Origin of the sequence: Wolbachia endosymbiont (group B) of Xylocampa areola (genome assembly GCF_964028205.1) — a bacterium.
Classification (GTDB): domain Bacteria; phylum Pseudomonadota; class Alphaproteobacteria; order Rickettsiales; family Anaplasmataceae; genus Wolbachia.
Map to the genome: position 1 here is coordinate 908,599 of NZ_OZ034771.1, position 20,518 is coordinate 929,116.

17 protein-coding genes, 1 tRNA gene and 1 pseudogene are annotated in these 20,518 nt (G+C 34.5%); 13 read left to right on the forward strand and 6 right to left on the reverse strand.

Annotated elements, in window-relative coordinates; all coding sequences use genetic code 11:
• The first annotated feature begins 12 nt into the window (after nt 1-12).
• The 3 genes from ABWU35_RS04445 to ABWU35_RS04455 are packed head-to-tail and all read left to right on the forward strand — an operon-like array spanning nt 13 to nt 2,375.
• The gene (locus ABWU35_RS04445) at nt 13-864 is read left to right on the forward strand and encodes a DNA polymerase III subunit delta' (protein ID WP_007302718.1); all 852 of its coding nucleotides are present in this window, start codon (nt 13-15) and stop codon (nt 862-864) included.
• A 36-nt stretch (nt 865-900) separates the two neighbouring features.
• The gene (locus tag ABWU35_RS04450) at nt 901-1,695 is read left to right on the forward strand and encodes a hypothetical protein (RefSeq protein ID WP_019078583.1); all 795 of its coding nucleotides are present in this window, start codon (nt 901-903) and stop codon (nt 1,693-1,695) included.
• Nucleotides 1,696-1,724: 29 nt separating this feature from the next.
• Entirely contained in the window at nt 1,725-2,375 is a 651-nt protein-coding gene (locus tag ABWU35_RS04455; RefSeq protein ID WP_007302720.1) for a VirB8/TrbF family protein, read from the forward strand.
• Between the two features lie 14 nt (nt 2,376-2,389).
• Here ABWU35_RS04455 and ABWU35_RS04460 read toward each other — a convergent pair whose 3' ends face one another.
• Nucleotides 2,390-3,889 carry a proton-conducting transporter membrane subunit gene (locus tag ABWU35_RS04460; RefSeq protein ID WP_372436128.1) on the reverse strand — a complete coding sequence of 500 codons (1,500 nt, stop codon included), beginning with the start codon at nt 3,887-3,889 and terminating at the stop codon, nt 2,390-2,392.
• A gap of 335 nt (nt 3,890-4,224) precedes the next feature.
• Nucleotides 4,225-5,667, reverse strand: coding sequence for a replicative DNA helicase (locus tag ABWU35_RS04465; RefSeq protein ID WP_007302722.1), 1,443 nt, complete (start codon nt 5,665-5,667; stop codon nt 4,225-4,227).
• Nucleotides 5,668-5,769: 102 nt separating this feature from the next.
• On the opposite strand from ABWU35_RS04465, the gene ABWU35_RS04470 reads away from it, so the two are divergent.
• The 5 genes from ABWU35_RS04470 to ABWU35_RS04490 all read left to right on the forward strand — a co-directional run bounded on the left by ABWU35_RS04470 (nt 5,770) and on the right by ABWU35_RS04490 (nt 11,763).
• Nucleotides 5,770-5,852: transfer RNA gene (locus tag ABWU35_RS04470), tRNA-Leu, on the forward strand.
• Between the two features lie 22 nt (nt 5,853-5,874).
• Nucleotides 5,875-6,477, forward strand: a complete 603-nt coding sequence (locus tag ABWU35_RS04475) for an RDD family protein (protein ID WP_007302723.1) — start codon at nt 5,875-5,877, stop codon at nt 6,475-6,477.
• Between the two features lie 91 nt (nt 6,478-6,568).
• On the forward strand, nt 6,569-9,070 hold the full coding sequence (locus ABWU35_RS04480) for a lipase family protein (RefSeq protein WP_019236352.1): 2,502 nt from the start codon (nt 6,569-6,571) through the stop codon (nt 9,068-9,070).
• Nucleotides 9,071-9,174: 104 nt separating this feature from the next.
• Nucleotides 9,175-10,494 (forward strand): dihydroorotase, encoded by a 1,320-nt coding sequence (locus ABWU35_RS04485; RefSeq protein ID WP_264685472.1) that lies wholly within the window; start codon nt 9,175-9,177, stop codon nt 10,492-10,494.
• 84 nt (nt 10,495-10,578) lie between these two features.
• Nucleotides 10,579-11,763 (forward strand): ribonuclease D, encoded by a 1,185-nt coding sequence (locus ABWU35_RS04490; RefSeq protein ID WP_012481740.1) that lies wholly within the window; start codon nt 10,579-10,581, stop codon nt 11,761-11,763.
• Here ABWU35_RS04490 and coaE read toward each other — a convergent pair.
• Nucleotides 11,753-12,331 carry a dephospho-CoA kinase gene (gene coaE / locus ABWU35_RS04495; RefSeq protein ID WP_007302729.1) on the reverse strand — a complete coding sequence of 193 codons (579 nt, stop codon included), beginning with the start codon at nt 12,329-12,331 and terminating at the stop codon, nt 11,753-11,755. The genes ABWU35_RS04490 and coaE overlap by 11 nt on opposite strands.
• Before the next feature lie 135 nt (nt 12,332-12,466).
• Here coaE and ABWU35_RS04500 point away from each other — a divergent pair, with 135 nt between their 5' ends.
• The 3 genes from ABWU35_RS04500 (at nt 12,467) to metG (ending at nt 16,522) form a co-directional block, all read left to right on the forward strand.
• Nucleotides 12,467-13,870: an NAD(P)H-dependent flavin oxidoreductase gene (locus ABWU35_RS04500; protein ID WP_007302730.1), complete on the forward strand. Its 1,404-nt coding sequence runs from the start codon at nt 12,467-12,469 to the stop codon at nt 13,868-13,870.
• 81 nt (nt 13,871-13,951) lie between these two features.
• The gene (locus ABWU35_RS04505) at nt 13,952-14,866 is read left to right on the forward strand and encodes a hypothetical protein (protein ID WP_007302731.1); all 915 of its coding nucleotides are present in this window, start codon (nt 13,952-13,954) and stop codon (nt 14,864-14,866) included.
• Between the two features lie 126 nt (nt 14,867-14,992).
• Nucleotides 14,993-16,522, forward strand: coding sequence for a methionine--tRNA ligase (gene metG / locus ABWU35_RS04510; protein WP_019236350.1), 1,530 nt, complete (start codon nt 14,993-14,995; stop codon nt 16,520-16,522).
• Here the strand turns inward: metG and ABWU35_RS04515 are convergent.
• Both ABWU35_RS04515 and ABWU35_RS04520 read right to left on the reverse strand, forming a co-directional pair.
• Nucleotides 16,519-18,012: a WH2 domain-containing protein gene (locus ABWU35_RS04515; RefSeq protein WP_341818956.1), complete on the reverse strand. Its 1,494-nt coding sequence runs from the start codon at nt 18,010-18,012 to the stop codon at nt 16,519-16,521. The genes metG and ABWU35_RS04515 overlap by 4 nt on opposite strands.
• Nucleotides 17,942-18,277, reverse strand: coding sequence for a hypothetical protein (locus ABWU35_RS04520; protein ID WP_264685471.1), 336 nt, complete (start codon nt 18,275-18,277; stop codon nt 17,942-17,944). The genes ABWU35_RS04515 and ABWU35_RS04520 overlap by 71 nt, the downstream gene beginning before the upstream one ends.
• Nucleotides 18,278-18,591: 314 nt before the next feature.
• Between ABWU35_RS04520 and ABWU35_RS04525 the strand changes: the two are divergent.
• A pseudogene (locus ABWU35_RS04525) lies at nt 18,592-18,987 on the forward strand (hypothetical protein); the annotation flags it as partial.
• Between the two features lie 30 nt (nt 18,988-19,017).
• On the opposite strand, the gene ABWU35_RS04530 reads toward ABWU35_RS04525, so the two are convergent.
• Entirely contained in the window at nt 19,018-19,356 is a 339-nt protein-coding gene (locus tag ABWU35_RS04530) for an outer membrane protein assembly factor BamE (protein WP_007302809.1), read from the reverse strand.
• A gap of 129 nt (nt 19,357-19,485) precedes the next feature.
• Between ABWU35_RS04530 and ABWU35_RS04535 the strand changes: the two genes are divergently transcribed.
• On the forward strand, nt 19,486-20,475 hold the full coding sequence (locus ABWU35_RS04535) for a ribonucleotide-diphosphate reductase subunit beta (RefSeq protein ID WP_213863688.1): 990 nt from the start codon (nt 19,486-19,488) through the stop codon (nt 20,473-20,475).
• The last annotated feature ends 43 nt before the right edge of the window (nt 20,476-20,518 follow it).

The window sequence follows — 20,518 nt, forward strand, 5'->3', positions numbered from 1 at the left end:
ATAGGAGAAAGAATGAAAAAGGTGATAGGCCACAACCAAGCAAAAAAAAAGATAATGAACAACTTGTCTGTTCAATCTTGGCTGATCTGTGGTAAAAAAGGCATAGGAAAAGCAACACTTGCACAATCCTTTTCTAATTGGTTTCTTATCAAAAATTACGATGAAGTAGCATTAGACTTACACATTGTTGAAGGTGATACAATAGGAGTGGAAAAGGTGAGAGAAATGAAAAATTTTCTGTACCTAAGCCCCATTCAATCAGAATATAAGATAGCTATAATAGATAGCTTGGAGGCAATGACTAGCAATGCTAAAAATGCAATATTAAAGATATTAGAGGAGCCGCCACAAAATTCTAAAATACTTATAATTAGCCATAAACTATATGATATACAAACCACCATCCGGTGTAGGTGCTTTCAGCTGAATTTACTTCCGTTAACTTACGATGAAACAAAGCAGGTTGTTTCATCTCAGTGTAAATTCGACGATAAAATATTTAGTGAGATCATTACTTTGTTTCCTGGAACTCCGGGAGTAATAATAAATGCAATAAACAGTGGTGCTTATGAGTCACATAAGCATTTTTATACATTTTTCCGTAATCTAAATAATTCTGATATAGTTAATAAAATAATTAATAGTGAAATTGAGCTAGAACTAGCATCACATATCATTCAAACCTCCATTTTAGAAAGTATAAAGAAAGAAGTAAATAATGTTGAAATTTTGCTAAGTCAATGGAAAGAAATAGATGAACTTTTCGTTGCTGCAAAGCAATTTCGCTTAGATAAAAAGCATGTTTTAGCTAATGTAGTTAACATCATGACACAAAAATATAATACTTTTAACATAAATTCATGATAAAATCCTGATAATTTAATACTTAAAGTATATAGTTTGACTGATAATAAATTAACTTTATGGCAATCAATAGAAGTTTTAACAAAAACCATATTGAACATGCAGAAAGAATTGAGTTTACTCAAGAATACAGCTTTAGACCAAGACGTCACTTTAGAAAAAGGGAAGGAGCTGTCAAGTGGTATCTATGAAGCAAATTTTAAGCTCAATAAGGCAATCAATATAGCTACTTTGCCAAAAATTGGCCATCGCATGCTCAGTGGCGAGTTAGTCATACTTAATCATATTACGAAAGAAGAAGTAAAGATTCCTAGAGATTTTCATTATCTTAAAGTTATTAAACTCAATCATGATGACTATAAACTAACGTTTTGTAATTTTTTAGGTAATGAGTTTTTTGAATATAAAAAGTATGATCCACAATATTCTGATCTTTCAGATGAATATAAATTCGTGGATTTTGGTAGTGTAAAAAAGACTAATAATCTAAAATTTAAGGAGTATGTTGGTCATGCACCTAAATTTTTTGCTGTAGAAGGTCTTATTGAGCCTGGATCTGAAAACCATGTAATTGATCTATTTGAGCTAGTCAGAGAAGGTAAAGGCAGAAAAGTGGGAACCCTTGCTGATGAATTTGGTTATTTTGATGATCAAAATAAATTACACTACTATAATTATCACAAAAGTGCAGAAAGTAATACTTATGATCCTGAAAGCTTCAGTGTAAAAATGATAAATTTAGATGTGAAGAAAATTGATAAATTTCATCTTATTGCAGAACAAGGTGATATAATCATTCATACTATTTTGGAAAATTTAGACATATTTTAAAGTTTTTTTAGAGTTATTATAATTAGGTTATGGAAGTTGAATCAGTAAAAAACAAAAGTTATTTCAGGAAAGCAGTAGAATGGTATTGCCACAGATACCTGTTCTGCGTTGTAGAAAGATCTTGGATGGCGTTAATAACGTTACTTCTCTTAGTATGTTTATTTTTATCATTACTAAACATATACCTATTACTTCCTGTTAAAAAAGATTTAAATTTTGTGAAGTACACGAACCACACAGAAGATGAGTTTTCTACAATACATAAACTTAGTTTTAGTAAAAAAGAAGATGAATACACTTCCATAGCAAGGTACTTGGTAAGTCAATACGTCGAAGCATACGAGTCCTCTCAGATCGTTGAATCAAAGTATCAAGAAAATTTTATAAAAAACAATTCTATATATAAAATCTATCAAGACTTTCAGGAAAAAGTAAACAATGAAGCTGTTTCATCCACAAAAAAAATTACCAACATAAACGTAACAACACTATCTATTGACCGATCGATCAAGGACTTAGTTAAATTTGCTGGAAATGCCACTGTACTTTTTGCAGCTGAGCAAAATAAGAAAATGAAAGACTATGCTGTGGAGGTTAGCTTTACTTTATCAAACATGAAAGCAACTCTAACTGGTATAATACCATTTAAATTTATTGTTAACGGCTATAAATACAGCTGATTACATTTAAAAAATTACTTGGTAGCTAAAAAAATAACTAAAGTGCATACAGCAGTAACAACTGGAGGTAAAATTAGAAGCATTGGTGTCTTTTTAATAAAATAATTTCTAGAAGGTTTTAAGAAAAAGGCATTGTAAATTATCGGTAAGAAGTATAGAGCGTTGAGTATAGTACTGACAATTAACACCAGAGCTACAAATACAGAAAGTGTTACATTACTAGAGTTAAAAACAGCTTGAAAAATGAAAAATTTGCTCCAAAAAGTCGGAGCAGGTGGTACCCCTATCATGGACAATGCACCTATAGTAAATGCTATCATACTAATTGGCATACTACGTCCTATACCGTGAATTCTATCTATGTATTTCTCACCTGTTTTCGTTATTATTGCTCCAGCAGTGAAAAATAAAGTGATTTTTGCAAATGCGTGGCAAACTAATTGAAAAATTGCAATCCTCATGCTAAATTCACTAAAAATTGAAGCGAACAATATAATATATGACAACTGAGAGATAGTAGAATAAGCAAGCAATTTCTTTAATTCCTTTTGCTTTAATGCAATTAACGATGCAGTAATAATAGTAAATCCAGCAGCGTACGGAAGCCATCCTCCAGCAAACCAACTTTGCTGTGCAAAACGTTGCATATTATCGATGCCAAAAGTGTATAATATAACTTTGATGATGATGAACACTCCTGATTTCACAACAGCAACAGCATGTAGTAGTGCGCTTACAGGAGTTGGTGCAACCATTGCTTTTGGCAACCAAAAATGCATTGGCATTAATGCAGCTTTTCCTATTCCATAAATCAGCATAGCAAAACACACTGCAATAAAAGTTATGAACGAAGTATCAAACTTGAATATTCCACCTCTTACAAAGTCTAAAGTATGGAATTCATTATATAAGAGACCTATTGCAGGAAAAAATAACACTAAAGAAGAGAAAAATAGTAAACCAAAGTAATAGCGTCCTGCAATTACTGATTCATTTGTTGAGTTGTGAGTAATCAGAGGGTATGTACTAATAGTTAGAAGCTCGTAAAAGACAAATGTAGTGAGCAAATCTCCAGAAAAAGCAATAAACATTGCACAGCTAATCGCTATTGAAAAAAAGCATAGAAAACTCGAGTAGTTACTATCAGCATAGTTATTTCGCATATAACATATTGCATATATACTGGTTAGTACCCACAAAAATGATATTAATAAACTGAATATTGCTCCACTAGACTCTAACTTTAAACTAATATGCAAATTATTACCAAAGTCCATGAGAATAAATTGAGAATGATCACCATACACCAAATATAAAGTGCATAGAGATGTATACGCAAATAGAAGCATAGAAGAAACAACAGTAATGCTATTGTTCACTCTGGGCCATTTACTAGTAAAAGAAATAGCTAATGCACTTAAAAGTGGGATCAACGCAGTAATTAACAAATAATTCTCAGTAATAAAAAGTGGCAAGGAAAGAGATATTAAAACAAAATCCATTAAGTAATTCATCTTTCTGTTTAGGTAAAGCTAAAATTATATTCAAGTTATAGAGAATTTGCTATTTTTTAGTTGTATATCGGAAGTGTTAAATAAACCATACGCATCAAGTTAAGAAAAAGTGGCGTAAGGAAGAAAGGAAATAAGAAAAAACTATTTTATATATTAAGTAATAAGGTTAGTAATTTATAGATCTTTCTAAAAAATCATCTTATCCTAGATAAGAATTTCCTAAAAAAATAAATGTAACAAATAAAATGCCAATCTTAAATATTGCTATGTTTCACGATAGCTTCTTAATTTGGCACGTATGGTTTGTTAAACACTTCCAGAATTACTCAAAACCGCTACAGACTATATCTTTCTGTATAATCTTTAAATGCACCTCTATTGGAGTCAAAATGTAGCTTCACACTGCCAATTGGCCCGTTTCTTTGTTTTGCAATGATCAGCTCTGCAATATTTCTAATTTTCTCCATTTTCTCTTGCCACTCTCGATGTTTATTACTTCCTTCATTTGGTTGCTTTCTTAATTCATAATATTCTTCTCTATAGAGGAACATTACTATATCTGCATCCTGCTCTATGCTTCCTGAATCACGTAAATCAGAAAGTTGTGGTTTTTTATCATCCCTTTGCTCAACAGAACGAGAGAGCTGTGATAGTGCAACAATGGGAATATTTAGTTCCTTTGCAATTGCTTTTAAACCCTGCGTCACTTCTGAGATTTCTTGCACTCTATTTTCACTACTCCTTTTTGTTGTTCCTCGAATTAATTGCAGATAATCTATAAATACCACCTCTACATTGTATAGTTGATATAGCAGTCGTATTCTGGTACGAAGGGCACTAATTGATAGAGCAGGAGTATCGTCTATTATGAAAGGTAATTCTGATAGATCTGTACTAGCATTAATGAATTCATGTAATTCAAAATCACTAATTCTCCCAGTCAGTGCCTTATAATAACCAATGCCTGAATCTATAGTAATCAATCTTGCGGTTAATTGCTCTGCTGACATTTCAAGTGAGAAAAAAGCTACGTAGTGTTGTTTATCTGTTCTTTTTTGCAAAATCTTACAAGCGTTAAGTGCGATGTTCAGTGCCAATGCTGTCTTTCCCATTGAGGGCCTTGCAGCTATAATTAACAGATCAGATTTCTGCAAACCACCAAGAAGCTGGTTTAGATCTTGAAGTCCGGTTGTAATACCTAGAGCCTCTGGGTTATTCTTCAGCTTGCTAATCTTCTCAACCACATCTTTAATTGAACTTGCAAGCTTTATGTATGTTTTCTCACCTTGCTTTTTTACTGCTAAATTGAACAATTTTGTCATTGCTTGCTCAATTTGTACCTGTGCAGGATTTTCGATGTCATAGTTATAACTATCGTCAATTGTCTCTTGTCCGAGCTTGATTAAGCATCTTCTTAAATAAGTATCACGGATTATTCTGGTCAAGCTATAGATATCAAGAGCAATACTTGCCTTCGCTGCAAGCTTTGCTAGGTACTCAACTCCACCACATTCGGCAAATGCTTTATCATTTTCAAAAAACATCTTAAGGCTTAGTTCATTGGCAACTATGCCGTGTTTTCTGGTTTTAGATATCTGGGTAAAAATGCTTTGATGTAGTGGATCGTAGAAATTGTCTGCTGCAATTATATCTTCAACTGCATCACAAATTCTATTATCACGAATCATTGCACCAATGAGCATTTGCTCTGCTTCTAAATTATGTGGCAATTTACATATTTCTTCTCTTGAATTAATAAGGTTAACTAATTCATTCATTTTAAGTTTTTAGAGTAATGATTGATTATTGTAGAATATTCAATCTCGACTTAAAAGAGAAAAAATTTGACTAATCCTGTGTTGCTTATAGCATTAAAATAGGCCCCTGTGGTGGAATGGTAGACACGGCAGACTCAAAATCTGTTGCTTGCAAGAGCATGCTGGTTCAAGTCCGGCCAGGGGCACTCAAACATTGGAAAGTGCTTTATGTTACACAAGTTTTTTAATCGTTCATTTGCCATTCTTTCTTCTATAAATGCTATTCAAAGGATAAAGAAAGATGAAAATGGAATATGTTACGTAACGGGACTTAGACGCTATTTGTCAGTGCTGCTTGATTTAATCATCATCGTTTTATTTTTACAGTTTTGCGGTCAGGCCTTAAATCAACTCTTTATGAGCTCGGAGAGCAGTAAAATATTAGGCCAAATTGCTGCAAAATATCAAATGCAGGTGCCACTATCTGCAGAGGAAACAGCAATGCAGAGTAAACTAATAAAGTTACTAGTTCTAAATCAGATAGTTCAATTTATTATGCTTTTTAGTTATGTAGCATATATGTGGATAAGATTTGGCGCTACACCTGGAAAATTCTTACTTGGACTTAGAGTTGTGAATGCACAAACTTTTGAAAAATTGACTCTGAAACAAGCAACAAAGAGGTTTTTTTCCTTCATATTGTCAACTGCACCATTATTCTTGGGTTTCATATGGGCAAGTTTCGATAAACGCTGCCAAACTTGGCACGATAAGATTGCAAATACAGCAGTTGTCACAAACAAAAGTCTTAAGTGTGATAAAATGAACTAAATTCGTTTAAAATAAGAAAATTTTAATAGTTTTATTGATAAATTTGATCAAATGCTTAATTAATGATATACTAAAATAGTAGGTAAAAAATATGCCAAGTATTACTCATGATCAAAGTATGGATTCTATTAGCGATAGTATTGTACATATTGATGATAATGAAATAAAAGAATGCGTAATTGAGGCACTAGAACCATTTAAGAACGAATTAGAAGCTCAAAGTTTTGACCTTAATGGGCTAGGAACTTCTGACCTAGTTAAAGCATGGAAGAAGATAGAAGATTTTAAAGGTGCTGAGTTAAAGGATGCTTCTGACCTTGCTGATCTGATAAAAGGGCAAATTGCAGAATTTGATGAAGAAAAATTATGGAAAATGTGTACCTTTAGCAAAATTTCCTATGGTGATGTGGATAGAAAATTAGAGAAAGGTAAATACAAAACTAAAAGGAAGTTTGAAGAAGAAGGTTATCAGATTATAAGATTTTACGATAATGAACTTATTGAAGATAAATATTGCTCAGATGTTGATTATAAATTAGAGCAACACGATGTTGGCTATGCTTTAACTGGTAAAAATTCATATAATCGAGATGCTGGTTATATTTTTATTAAAGATAACGAAGTAGATATAGCTTACCATGGCACTCGTGATTTAAATGATGTGAAGGAAGATCTGCGTGCTTCTTTAACTAAGTTGCCATTTTTGTCTGGAGATAATTATGTTCACTCTGGTTTTTACTCTCTATTCAAACGTTCTTGGCCCAGCGTACATAAAATATTACAAGGGCATGCTAATGATAAAGGATTAGCAATCAAAGATTTAAAAATCAATGTTACAGGCCATAGCATGGGAGGTGCTCTTGCTAGTATAACTGCTTTATGTCTTAATAAAACAGAAGGTGCTGAAGATGTTCATGTTGCAACTTTTGGCTCTCCAAGAGTGTTCTACAATGGTGCTGCTGAAGTTTACAATGAGTGTCTTGGACATAATACTATTAGAGTAGCTTGTCAATCAGATCCGGTACCATGTTTGCCACATGGTAATGCTGGTATGCACTATAAACATGTAGGTAAACCATTAAAATTAGAAACAGGTAAAACTCTGGAGTATTTAGAACTACACTATCATAAAATCGATACCTATTATAACCTTATTGAGAAAATAGAGCAGGAAAAATTTAAATCGGATAGCGAAGCATCTAAGTATCGTCATATTGCTTATATTTGTGGCCTATTTTACCATGCAGTTTTGTCATATGTTGATGTGGATGATAAGGAATTCTTTGAAGAAGTCAGAGAAGAAAATGAAGGCATTAAGCTTTCTGAGATACCAATTCAACGTGCTCCAAATTTAGAAGAGGAATTTAGACAAGGAAAACAAAAAGTAGCTCAGCTTACTAATGAAAAAATTCAACTAGAGGGAAGGTTAAATAGTATACAACAAAGTTTGGTTGGAAAAACTAAAGAGTTAGATGATGAAAAAGGAAAATTAACACAAGAACAACAGAAGACTAATCAACTCAATGATCAAGTAGATAAACTTACTGCAGAATTTAAAGGGACAAAAGATCAGCTTGCAGAAAACAAAGCAGAGTTGGATGAGCAAATTAGCAAAGTAACTAGGCTTAACGGTACTGTAGAAAAACTTGAAGAAACAAATGCTGGATTAGAAAGAAAGAATAGTAATCTGACTAATCAACTGAAGAAGCTTGAGAAAGCAAAAACTAAGCTAGAAGAAAAGGTAGAATGTGCAGAAAAAGAGCTAAAGGATGCTAGAGCTCAATTCAGAGAGAGTGAGGGAGGGCTAAGGGAAGTAAAAGCTCAACTTGAACAGGAAAATAGTAATTTGTCTAGTCAAGCAAGGGAGCTTGAAAGGAAATGTGAGCAAACAGAAGTTCAACTTGTAGCATCAAAGCAAAAATTAGCTGAAGAAACTAGTAAAGTCATGCAACTTAGCAAAGAATCTAATGAAGCAAGAGCTCAGCTTGAAAAGAAGAAAAAAGAGATTGGAAGGCTAAAAGATCAAGTAGATCAAATGACTATACAAAACAATCAATTGGAAGGGCGGCTGGATGATGCAAAGCAAGGTCTAATTGATAAAACTGATGAAGTAACCCGATTAACACAGGTTGCTGATACGCTAAATGGTCGGGTAGCTCAATTGACTACACAAAATGATCAGTTGGAAGGGCAGCTGAATGATGCAAGACAATCGTTCGCTGATCAAATAATGCAACGCGAAAATGAAAATAACGACTTAAAGACAAAGCTGCAAGAAATTGAAAACAAAAGTGAAGTACTAGAGAAGAGTCTACAGAAGCAATTTGAAAGCAAGAATGAAGAGCTAAGTGAAAAATTCTTGAAAGCAAGAACTTACAGTAAAAGGCAAGGTAATTATGCTTCTGTTTCTTTTGTATTATCTGGAGCACTTGCTGTTGGTACAAGTCTAACAATGGTTCATTTAGCAATGTGTGTTTCGCTTGCTGTAGCTGCATTAACTTTTCTTGCAGTAGGATGTTACTGTTCTTATAACGCAAATACCGCACTTAATAACGTTGAAATCGAAAATGGTAGTTATAGAATAGCTGCTTGAGTATTAATTTAAATATTCTTTATTGCTAGTTTTATATCATCACTTTAATTTGGTTGTATTTTACTAAAAAAACTTTAGATTTATTTTATAATCGATACTCAAATATGATTTGGAATTTATTGCAGACAGGGCAAAAGGAAGGCTATAAAATTGCGTATACCAATGCTCGTATTATTGACCCGGAAACTAAACTTGATATAAAAGGTTCATTATTGACTGAAGGGGGTAAAATTGTTGATTTTGGCGAATCATTATTTTCAACAAGTGGAGTTGATGAAATAATAGACTGTAAAGGGCTTGTTCTAATGCCAGGCCTTATTGACATTCACGTACATTTTCGTGAACCAGGTCAAGAGCATAAAGAAACTATACATACAGGCAGCAAATCTGCAGCTGCAGGGGGCGTTACAACTGTAGTTTGTCAGCCAAACACTGTTCCAGCGATTGATAGTGTTGTCTTGGCTCAGTATTTGAAATATAGAGCATTTGAAACTTCGCATGTGAATGTGGAATTTTACGCTAAAATCACCACTTCGGAAGAAAAATTAACTGAAATGGCACTCTTAAAGGAAGCAGGTGCAGTTGGTTTCACCGATGATGGTATGCCAGTTATGAATCCAATGATTATGAGACAGGCACTGCTTTATTCAAGTATGCTTGGTGTTCCTATTGCTCAACACGCAGAGGATTTAAATCTATCTGCTGGTGGCGCAATCAATGCAGGTAAAATTTCTGAAGAATTGGGAATAAAGGGAATCTTGAGTGCGTCAGAGTCGGTTATGGTAAATCGTGATATACTGCTAATGAAGGACATAGAAAATGTACACTACCATATTTTACATGTCTCTTCAAAAGATTCACTTGATGCTATTAAACGTGCAAAAGATTTGGGATTAAATGTTACATGTGAAGTAACTCCTCATCACTTTACTTTAACTGAAGATATAGTAAAACAACACGGAGCAATCGCAAAAATGAACCCGCCGCTTCGCACTGAAGAGGATCGTTTAGCTATGATTGAAGGTTTAAAGACAGGTGTGATTGATTGCATTGCAACCGATCATGCTCCGCATGATCTTAGTTCTAAAGATTTGCCACTTGAAAATGCTGCATTTGGTATTGTTGGCCTTGAAACAATGCTGCCCATTTCACTTGAACTATATCACAGTGGACAAATGGGTCTACTTGATGTGCTTGCAAAATTGACATATAAGCCTGCAGATATCATACATGTGCCACGTGGCCGCATACAGAAAAACCTTGCAGCGGACTTAATTTTAGTTGATTTGGATCATGAATGGAAAATTAAAGTTGACAACTTTGCTAGTAAATCAAAAAATTCCCCTTTCGATGGACGCAAAGTGAAAGGGCGCGTAATACGTACCGTTGTGTCTGGCAAAACTGTATATTTACAGAAGGATTAGTTATCATACAGTTGCGTTCTCAATTTCAATCAATTGTAAATATTCAATATAAGTGGTAAAATATAGCCACTGAATAAAAAATATATGCTAATTAGTACGACATCGGAGCTGGAGAATGCATGTGAAGAATTGATGGCAAAAGATCCAAAATTTATAGCAGTGGACACAGAGTTTATTAGAAACAATTTAACCTACTATCCTAGATTATCACTAATTCAAATTTCTTACGGAGAGAAGAGTTTTATTGTAGATGTGTTAGTACCGGGAATTGACTTATCGCTTATTAAGAAAATAATGCTGAATCGAGAAATAACCAAAGTTTTTCATAGTTGTCGGCAAGACATAGAATCCTTACTCACCGTGCTTAAATGTGTTCCTACTCCCATTTTTGATACCCAAGTTGCTGCTATGTTTTGTCATTATTATCACGACTTTATTGGTTATTCAAAAGTAGTAGAGCAATATCAGGGGGTAGCGCTGGATAAAATTAAAGCTAAAAATTCAGATTGGTTAAAACGGCCATTATCTGAGGATCAATTAGATTATGCAGTAAATGACGTGATACACCTATATGACCTACACCAAATATTGTGCAATAAACTTGAAGAAAATAATAGGATGGGCTGGTTTCAAGAAGAGATGGAATCAATAGTTGATGTCAATAAGTATTTGCATAATCCAAAAGATGCATGGAAGAGGATTAAATTTAATTATGAAGCAAATCCAAGGTTGATGTTAACTGTTAAAGCAGTTAGTGAGTGGCAAGAGACCTTAGCACAGCGTTACAATATAAATCGTAATAAGGTAGTCAATAATGCCGTAATAACTGGTTTAATTGAAAAAAACGTGGAACATATTGATGACATTTTAGATGACCTTAAGAGAAACACAAAAAATATAAAAGAGGAAGATTTATTAGAATTTATAGATATTTTCAATGAGAATGAGAAGGAATTTGTGCAGCAAAATTATACTCTGTCGGATAATTATGATAAATCTGTCTTTGATATACTCTCGATTATTTTAGAGAGCAAATGTAAGGAAAATAACATATCGAGAAAGTTAGTTTCGTCAAAAGATGAGTTAGCTGGATCAATATCTGGGAAGATAGATAAATTGTTCAAGGGATGGAGATATGATTTTTTCGGCAGATCAGTAGAATCGTTTTTGAATGCAGGCTCAAGGTTTGAAATTTTAATGGTAAAATCTGCTGATAGTACAGCTAAAATTCGGAGTAATCTTGTGGAGAATAACCGTATCACGTGTTGAGGTCTAACGAGTTTATTATATCTTTCACTTGAGAAAGAACATTTGCGCTGGTATCGATGATAAAGTCGCTCATTTGCTTTTTTTCTTCAATAGGGAGCTGAATACTAGACATTAGATCCAGCTTTTTTTTATCCATATTACGCTCACTAATCCTTTGAGCTTGCACAACGCTATCTGCATGGATAAAAACAATAAAATCGCAATACAAATGGAATCTCGTTTCCAGCAGGAGTGGAATGTCTAGAACTAGAAGTTTTCTGTTGTTTTCTTTCTCATGAGCAATAAAAAATTCTAATTCATTTTGCACAGCGGAATGTACTAAAGACTGGAATTGCTTCCAATTTTCATCATGTGCTAAAAAATATTTAGACAATACTGTTCTATCAATTTTTCCATTTACTACTACCCCAGGAAATTTTTCTTCTGCATAACTTATTATGTTTTTGTCCACTTTATAAAGCTGGTGTACGACAGAGTCAGCATCAAACAAAGCGGCACCAAATTCTTTAAAGCAATTGGCTACAAAGCTCTTTCCGACTGCAATTCCACCTGTTAGACCTATTATCATATATCAAAGACTTCTTAAAAAGAATATGTGTCGTAGCTGTTATGTCTACTTAAAACTGAATTTGTGTGCATTAAAAGAAAAGCTATTATTTTTTTAGCAATCAAGTAAAATAGAGTGAAAGATTAAGAGGAAATTTTGAAAAATAAGATAAAAAAGATAGCAATTTCAGGGAAGGAAGTATGGCCAATCATCGAGGGCGGCAAAGGCATTGCAGTCAGTGATGGAAGGTCAAGTGGAGCATTCGCTGCAGCAGATGCTGTTGGTACGTTTTCTGGTGCAAATGCTAAACTTATCGATGACAATGGCGAGCTGGTACCACTAATTTATAAAGGTAAAACAAGAAATGAAAAGCACGAAGAGTTAATTAAGTATAGTATTGAGGCTGGAGTTAGTCAAGCAAAAATAGCGAATGAAATATCAAAGGGTCGTGGAAGAATACATATGAACGTGCTTTGGGAAATGGGAGCAGCAGAACAAGTCCTTCATGGCATATTAGAAAAAGCAAAAGGCTTAGTTCATGGCATCACTTGCGGTGCTGGTATGCCTTACAGGCTTGGAGAAATTGCAGCTAAATATCAAGTTTATTACTACCCTATTATCTCATCGGCGCGCGCTTTTAAAGCGTTGTGGAAACGTGCTTACCAAAAAATATCTTCTTTTTTACTTGGTGGAGTAGTATATGAGGATCCGTGGCTTGCTGGTGGTCACAATGGCTTGAGTAATAGTGAAGATCCGGAATTACTACAGGCTCCATTTGAAAGAGTTGCAGAGCTTAGGTCTTTCATGAACGAAATTGGTCTTGCTGAAACGCCAATTGTTATGGCAGGGGGAGTGTGGCATTTAAAGGATTGGGAACATTGGTTTGAAAATTCACAAATCGGACCAATAGCTTTTCAATTTGGTACTCGTCCGCTTTTGACGAAAGAAAGCCCGATTTCTACAGAGTGGAAAAAGAAATTACTCACTTTAGAAGAAGGTGACGTATTTTTAAACAAATTTAGTCCGACAGGATTTTACTCATCTGCAGTAAGAAATAGCTTCATATATGAGCTACAGGAACGAAATTCACGTCAAATGAAATTTTCAGAAAATGTGAGTGGAGAGTTTAATAATGAATTTGCAATGGGTAGCAGAGGTAGAAAGATTTACCTCACTGCAAAAGACAAAGAGCTAGCAAATGCATGGATTAAAGCAGGGTATACAGAGGTAATGAAAACTCCAGATACAACTGTTATTTTTGTGACACCAGGCAAATTTGCGGAAATAAGACAAGATCAAATTAATTGCATGGGATGTTTAAGCCATTGTCTGTTTAGCAATTGGAAAGATCATGGTGACCATTCAACAGGGCGAAAGCCAGACCCACGGAGTTTCTGTATACAAAAGACACTGCAAAACATTGTACATGACGGCAATGTTGAAAATGAACTCATGTTTTCTGGACACAATGTGTACAGATTTAAGCAAGACCCATTTTATGAGAATGGCTACGTACCGACAGTAAAAGAATTGGTGGAAAGGATATTAACTGGGTATTAGGGTATGGTTGAATTGACAAGAAAACGTTACTCTGTTATAATAATTCTTTATTAATTTAATCTTAATTCTGGGGGAATTTTTATGCGTGATAGTGTTTTAAAAAGGTATGCACTTGCCTATATAAAAGAAAATGGCAGTGACAATGGTGTTCAAGAATTTTTATGTTTTTGTGCTATGCAAAATATTGAGAACTGGAGTGATAAAATTTTTGAAGATACGTATAAGGGATTTAAGCGCAGTAATCCAACTAATGATCAGCACAGTACAGAATATGATAGAAGCAATAGGCAACAAACTACAGGCCCTCAAGTCACGCACGTACATATAAACGATAATAGAGGTTTAGATTTTTGGGATTATTTACTACTTAGCAACCTGTTTGGTGGTCGTACTACAGTTATAAATAACCCTGGTTTTGATACTGTTAGCTACCAAAGCAGAGAAGATAAGAAAAAAGACTCAGAAGACAGCAGGAAATTATTAGCTTTAGGGATAGTAGCTGTAGTTGCGTGTGTTGCTTTCCATGCTTTAATGTGTGTTTGGTACAACAGCAGCGAAAAAACGGCTAGAAAGTCAGAAAAAATAGATTATCTAGATAGTCAACTTAAAATGTTCAAAAATATAGAATTTGCAGTTGGTGCAATTTCTTTAGCAGCTTTGATAGGTTGCGCTATTAACCCAGTCTTACCAGTTTGGGGTTTAGTCATTCTTGGCATTAATTCTCTTGTGTGTCTTGCTGGTGGTGTGGCTTTTCATATGAAACATAAGAAAGAGTCAGAAAATATTAAGAAGGCTGAAGAAGCGGTAATTAACTATCATAAATCAGAACCTGGATATGATTTGGGAGATTCTTCTAATCTTGAACCACCACCTCCTTACTCTCCTCAAGATCCTAATACTGCTCCAAGTGCTCCTTCTTATGATGGCACACCTGGGTATGCATTTGGTGATCCTAATGCGACACAACAGTTTGGAGGTTGTGCTGCTAAACCATAAGTTACTAATCGAGGATACCGCTGCAACGCGCAGCGGTATAATGGATTTTCAGATTGCTTGTCTGGTAGGATATGTATTGATTTTTATTACTAGTGCAGATACGATAAAGCTTTAAACTAGTACAAAATGGAGCAATTTGAGAGCTTTTACATCACTACGCCAATATATTACGTAAACGACAAGCCACATATCGGCCACGCATATACTTCCCTTATCTGTGATGTTGCAGCTAGATTTATGAAATTAGCTGGAAAGAACGTCAAATTTACTACTGGTACAGATGAACATGGACAAAAAATTGAAAAAGCAGCTAAAACAAAGGGAATAGAGCCAAAAGAATTTACAGATGAAATAAGTGTTACGTTCAGAAAATTAGCTGAGCTAATGAACTTTGATTATGATGATTTTATTCGCACCACAGAAGAACGTCATGAAAAAGCAGTTATAGCTCTGTGGAATAGGCTTGAAGAGAGAGGGCAAATATATCTGGATTCTTACTCAGGTTGGTATTCAGTTCGTGATGAAGCGTTTTATCAGGAATCAGAGTTGATATATGGCAGAGCGCCAACAGGTGCTGAAGTTCAGTGGATAAAAGAAGAGAGCTACTTTTTTCGTTTATCAAGTTGGCAAAATAAATTACTAGAGTTATACGAAAATCAGCCGAATTTCATCTTTCCTGAGAGCAGAAAAAACGAGGTGGTATCGTTTGTAAAATCAGGACTTACTGACCTTTCGATTTCTCGTACTAGTTTTAATTGGGGAATAAAAGTACCAGAGAATGACAAGCACGTAATTTATGTTTGGATAGATGCGCTCACTAACTATCTCACATCAATAGGCTTTCCTAATATAGAAGATGAGGAATATAAGAAGTTTTGGACAAACTCCTTCAACATTCATGTGATCGGTAAAGACATATTGCGTTTTCACGCTGTATACTGGCCAGCTATTCTTCTTGCAGCAGATTTACCACTGCCAAAGCAAATTGCAGTTCATGGTTGGTGGCTAAACGAGGGGGAAAAAATATCCAAATCCCTTGGTAACGTTATAGATCCAATTAATCTTGCAGAAGAGTTTGGTGTTGATCAACTACGCTATTTTCTCCTTCGGGAAGCAAGTTTCGGTCAAGATGGTAATTTCAGTAAGAAGAACATGATCAGCCGCATAAACTCAGAGCTGGCAAACAATATAGGCAATTTAGTGCAAAGAACAATTTCATTTCTGCACAAGCAATGCTTTGGAGTTGTACCAGTGGTCGATCGCAATTTGCTTAAAGATGATGAGAGTTTACAAAATTGCAAAGCCATAATTGATCAAGTAATGGATCATCTATCAAAGTATGAATTTAACCAGATTATACTCCTGATTATCAATATCTCTTCCAAGGCCAATGCTTACATAGATAAAAGTGCACCCTGGACACTCAGTAAAACCGATAGAGAGCGCATGAATTTAGTGATTTATAAATTACTCGAATATATCAGAATAATTGGTATTTTATTGCAGCCAATTGTTCCAAAGTCAGCAGAAATAATACTTGACCAATTACAGACTCCAAAAGAACAACGTGATTTAAAATCTCTGTGCAACGCATGTGTAAGCTTAGGTGTTACATTACCTAAGCCTACGCCGATTTTTTTGAGGTTTGATATTTAAAGAACCCTTAGTAAACCAGGCTGAATTGGTCGTTGTGTAGTTAATTTGCTTAGTTCAACAGAATCAACAAAGGTACCTTGCTGTTTTGATGTGTTTATACCGTTGTCTACTTTGGAAGAAATGACTTTATTTTTGTTTTGATCAAGCTGCTTTATGATCTCGGCTACAGGAGGATTTGATGAATCTTCTACCTCACCTGGTTTTGTTGAAGAAGAAGCTGAATATGGATAATTATCCCTATTCTTCATTTTCTCTTGTTTTATATTATCACACTGAAAAGACATAGAATCTTGGGATGTATCCCACTCTTCATCATCAGATACATTACTACTATTGCTCAATAAATTATTACTAGGGCTATTTAGTAATGGATTTTCACTGGACATTATATTCTTTAATACTATTGGTAAGTTTAGCGGTTTTACGGGTTTCTTTAGCTCTTTATTGGACGTGTTATTTGGTTCTATAAGTGATTCTTCCAAACTACAAAGAGAATCATCTTGTTTGTCTAAGGAATCTAGCTCTTCATCTTGAAAACCACTTTTATTTCTTTGCTTTAGAACTTTGCTTTTCAAACCCTCATTCATATAATTTCCTTGTTGAATACTCTCACTATTGTTTTGCTCTTTGTCAGTTTTTTGATTTTCAACTTTCCTTATTTGATGTACTTCTTTGTTTCGCGATTGTACGTCGCTCTCTTGCTTTTCAGCAACACTTTCCTCCTCTTGTTTTTGAGGTATTTTTAAACCATCCTTTGGAACTGGCTTCAAAATAACACCTTTTCTTATCTGTTCAAGCAGATCAGAACGATCATGCTTAGATTCATTAGCCTTTTTCGGTGCACCATTCTTAGGTTTCTCCGTATACTTGGAAGCTGTAGGAGGAGGCGGCGGAGATGGTAGTGGTGCAGCATTTTGTGGCAATGGAGGAGGTGGTGGAGGTAGTAGTGGTACAATGGGTATTCCAGACATTACTGGAAATGATGGTGTAGGAGTATTGCTATGTTCAAGTCCTTTTGCTTTCTGTAAATCTTGTGATTGTTTTCTACCAGGATCAACTCCTTTCTCGCTGTTTATTGCAGAAAGGTATGAATAGATAAGATATGCAGCTAAGCTCAACATAACCGATGCAGAAACAAAAGCAATAACTGCAGAAGAAACTGGCACTGCAGCACTACTTAATACTGCTGAAATGATAAAATACGTGCATACTCCAGCTACAGGACCGGATGTACACAATAACAAAATAGCAATTGAATATTTTAAGGCAGTTGCCTTTTTTTGTTCTGCTACAGATGACTTTTGATTTTCACTATCAGAGTGTACACCATTATGTTGTTCAGTCATAGGTTTTTTCGGCACACCCTGTTTAGTATTGCTTCTATCATTTTTAGTTTTGTCACTCGCATTATCTTCTTCTTTATGACTGAGCGCTATTTCTGGTTTCTGGATTCTTAACATGAGTACTATTCTTGCTTCCTTCATCTGCATTTTTGCTATCCACATTATTTTTTTCTTGTATTTTCTTAAATAGTGGATTTTCTGCAAAATTAAGAGATGATTGTTGAACAGGACTCTTAGATTGATCTCTTCTTGGCTTATTGCCACTGCTGCTTTTTTCTGCAGTAACACTAGGAGATTTTCCATCTTTATCGTTATTTTTCGCTGGCTTCCGATTTTTTTCCCAATTTGCAGGTGGTGGAGGTGGGGGTGGTGGCGGAGCTGATGATGGTGTGTTATTATTATTAGTAAGCATTTTTCTTCCTTATTATTAATATTATATTAATGATAATTAAATTATTAGTACTTTTCAATAATTTATGAGTAAGTTAATACTAAGATAATATATAATAAAAAGAAAAGAGAGAGGAGCAGTCTTCTAAGAAGAAATAGAAGCTGTTTTAAACCTCAAGTCATCACTTTGTTACTACAGCACATTATCGATGTTTTGGTATTCAGAATCATAAAAATAGCTTAGTGTTAGCTATTTTTATAATAACCTCTCTTAAACAATTGATATTTTACAGTGTTTTTGGTAAAATAATAGCTTAAGGCTTAGAATAAAAGTTTATGAGTGAAGCACAAGGTCCAAATATTGCAGAATGGCAGGCACAGCAGCAACACCAGGAAGCCGCTAGTGAGAAAAGTGGTTTCGGTCTTGGTCATAGTGACTCTGTTGCAACAATTGTGGATGGAATGAAGTGGATGTTCAACTTTCATGAAGGAGCAATTGCTGCTTATAATAATGTGTTTGAAGGTTTGGTAAGTGGTAGCAGTCTAGTAACGTTATTTGGGAAATCAGGTAATATGTTTGGCATAAAATTTCTTGAAAGTCTTGCTGAATATTTTTCAGGTGGAGGTGGAGAAGATATGCCATCAGAAGGAATGGGTATGGACTACGGTGATGAGGGGCATCATCCGGATGATTATCCCCACTCTAACAATGAAATAGCTCAAAGTGCTGATACTTGTAATGAAAAATAGATCAGCAAATTTTCAATCAACAACAGCTAAAGACCTTTCTGCAACGTTGATTTCTCTTATATCTGTAACTTCGTCATTCTGATTAAACGAAATTTGCAGAGACTTACTACTGTACTTCCTTTTTCCCAAGAAGTTAGCTTGTTTAATTTTATATGAGACATAGTACCAAACATTTTCGTCGAACTTTGATACTAGTGTTGGCGATCCTAAAGTATGAACCACTTTTTCTCTATCATCACCTACTTGTATTTTGCTCCACAGTTCAATATTAATGCCAGGAACTCCGTGATTGTGAATAGTGTGAGTGCAGCTCACTGTAAATAATAAAATAAAAGATATTAATACTCGCATTTCGTCAATTAATTATTTGAAATCATAATACACTGATAAACTATCTGTCGTCAAATTTCAAAAAAGTTAAATTGACTGATTCTCAATATCATTTAATATAATATTTACTTCAAAATAATTAGGTACCTTATGTCATTGCTAGAAGCAGATCCAATATACAAGCCTTTTAATTATCCTTGGGCATATGATGCATGGTTGCAGCAACAAAGGATACACTGGATACCTGAAGAAGTTCCGCTTGCTGATGATGTGAAAGATTGGAAAACTAAACTTTCGAATGTAGAGAAAAATTTATTGACCCAGATTTTTAGGTTTTTTACTCAAGCAGATATTGAAGTAAATAACTGCTATATGAGGCATTATTCAAATATATTTAAGCCAACAGAAATATGTATGATGCTTGCAAGCTTTTCCAATATGGAGACTATACACATTGCAGCCTATTCATACCTTCTAGATACGATTGGCATGCCAGAAAGTGAATATCAAGCATTCTTAAAATATGATGCTATGAGAAAGAAGTATGAATATATGTTAGAATTTGAGGAAAGTAAAAAGCAAGATAAAAAACATGTTGCTAAAACTTTAGCAGTATTTGGTGCCTTCACTGAAGGATTGCAGTTATTTGCATCATTTGCAATTTTGCTCAATTTTCAACGGTTTGGAAAAATGAAAGGTATGGGGCAAATAATTGCTTGGTCAGCACGTGACGAAACCTTGCACACCAATTCAATTATCAATTTGTTCAATACGTTTATTAAAGAGAATAATGAAATTTGGAATGACGAGTTCAAAGAAGAATTATATTCTGCATGTCACACTATTGTTGAACTTGAAGATGAATTTATAAGTCTTGCTTTTGATTTAGGAGATGTTGAAGGGCTATCTGCAGAGGAAGTGCGCAATTATATACGTTACATAGCAAACAGAAGGTTAACGCAATTAGGTCTTAAATCTATATATAATGTTAAAGATAACCCTATTCCGTGGCTTGATGAAATACTAAATGGCGTGGAACATACAAATTTCTTTGAAAATAGAGTAACAGAGTATAGCCGTGCAGCAACTCAAGGCACTTGGGAGGAAGCTTTTGCTAAAAACTATACAAAAAGTGAATAGCAGTAACTTCGGTTCTGTCGCATTTGTAGGGAAGTAGAAAAAA